This window comes from Streptomyces sp. NPDC050121, assembly GCF_044460385.1.
Classification (GTDB): domain Bacteria; phylum Actinomycetota; class Actinomycetes; order Streptomycetales; family Streptomycetaceae; genus Streptomyces; species Streptomyces soliscabiei.
Map to the genome: position 1 here is coordinate 1 of NZ_JBITJV010000114.1, position 1,526 is coordinate 1,526.

1 pseudogene is annotated in these 1,526 nt (G+C 68.0%); it reads right to left on the bottom strand.

Annotated features, from left to right (window positions below):
- Window positions 1–20 precede the first annotated feature (20 nt).
- Window positions 21–1,526 (bottom strand): annotated as a pseudogene (locus ACIBTS_RS49360) (IS4 family transposase); the annotation flags it as partial.

The window sequence follows — 1,526 nt, forward strand, 5'->3', positions numbered from 1 at the left end:
GTACTTCCAAGACCACGGAGTTAGAGCGGATCCGCGGTTGTCAACTGGGCGGGGGCGAAGGGTGTTGAAGGTCGGGTGCGATCCACTCCGGTTCGAGGGTGTAGACGCCTCGCCCGGTGCGGCGGAGGATTCCTTCGCGGACCCAGCGCCCCAGTTCCGCGCGTAGTCCTTGGGCGTCGTCCAGTCCGATGCCACGAGCGATTTCACATGCGCGCCAGGTGCAGAGAGGGGCGGTGCGCATAAGTTGCAGCGTGCGGTCGCGACGCCCGTCGGGGCCCGGGTTGGCGGACGAGTGCACAGTGACTTTGATGCTGGTGATCCTGGAGGCACCCAGAACTTGTGCCTGGTCAGGCGGTGCGGCATAGCGGGAGATCGGACACTTGACGCGACGTGGGTTGACGCGGGCCCGCCGGGGCGGGAGCAGATCGTGCAGCAGGGCCGATGCGATGTGCCCCGGCCCGGCCTCGGGCAGTACATCGGCTGCGGAGATGAGCTGGTCCTTGGCGGTCTCCAGGGCGATGGTGAATGACGCGCGGTCTGGATCCGTGCCGGGGAGCGTCTCGACGGCCTCGACCATCGCCCGGCGTAGCGCCTGGTAGACGGTCAGGTGAGCCCAGAGCTCCTGCTGGATCCCGGTTGCGTCCTGGGAGCGCAGCACCAGACCGCGTTGCAGGGTGTGCCGGAGTGAGTAGAACGCCGACTCGATCTCCCATCGTTCGTGGTAGAGCTCCACCAGCTCGGCGGCGGGGTAGCGTCGGTGGTCGGTCAGCGTGGTGGCCAGCCGGTAGTGGCCTTCCAGCCGCAGCCCTTTGGCGGTCGTCACCGTGATGTGCGCGTCGATGATCCTCAGCCGGGTGCCGCTGATCCTGGTCAGGAACGACCCGTCCGGCAGGAGTGCCCAACGGGCGGGTGTTCGGGTTCCCTTGAGGCGCACCAACAACTGTGTCCCGGTGGCCGCGGCCTTCGCGAGGAAGTCGTCTGAGTCGAAGCCCCGGTCGTTGAGCAGCAGCATGCTGTCGTCCAGCAGCGGCAGCAGTTGCTCGGCGTAGCCGGTCTCCTTTTCCGGCGTCGGTCCGAAGACCGCGCCGAGCAACGCGCGGGTCCCGGTCTCGCACAGCACCATGATCTTCAGCATCGGATATCCGTCGGTGCCGTAGCGGTGTTTGTGCTTGCCCAGCCAGGCACAGACTCGCGGCCGGTCAGGGGCCTTGGTGGAGCTGCACCCGTCGAAGGCGACCGTGCGCCAGCACCGGTATCGCACCCCGGGTGTGATCGGCTGTGCCGCGGGACCGGCCAGCGTTTCGAACAGAGACCGAAGCGGCGCGACGCCCAGCCGCCGGCGAACCTCCCGCAGCGCCTTCTCCGAAGGGCGCCTGTGAAGAAGCCCGTGCAGCCCGGCGGTGAGCTTGTCCCATACGCGCACGTACCCCAATTGCGGAAACAGGGCCAGTGCCAGCACGAAGTACACGCCCACCCTCGACGGCAGCAGCCGCACCCTTCGCTGGCCGCCGCCGACGCGCTCCAGC